Origin of the sequence: Alkalimonas cellulosilytica (assembly GCF_036325985.1) — a bacterium.
Taxonomy (GTDB): domain Bacteria; phylum Pseudomonadota; class Gammaproteobacteria; order Enterobacterales; family Alteromonadaceae; genus Alkalimonas; species Alkalimonas cellulosilytica.
The window spans coordinates 1-204 of sequence record NZ_JAUHLI010000083.1 but is presented as its reverse complement, the minus strand read 5'-3'; the positions used below and the strand labels follow the sequence as shown (position 1 = coordinate 204).

The following is a 204-nucleotide window of genomic DNA, read 5'->3' as shown; positions in this document are numbered from 1 at the left end:
TGCTTAATTTTGGCTGCTGCATCCGAAGTAACACCAGGCCTTTTGCCTGCGTCTACTTCGATTCGATTAACCCAAGCCCGTAATGTCTCAGGTGTACAGCCAATTTTTGATGAAATAGACACCAGCGCCGCCCACCGGGATGGGTGCTCATGCTCTGAGGTCAAAACCATGCGAACTGCACGTTCGCGGACTTCTGCGGAATAA

1 pseudogene is annotated in these 204 nt (G+C 51.0%); it reads right to left on the bottom strand.

Annotated elements, in window-relative coordinates:
• Positions 1–204, bottom strand: a pseudogene (locus QWY20_RS18700) (IS3 family transposase); the annotation flags it as partial.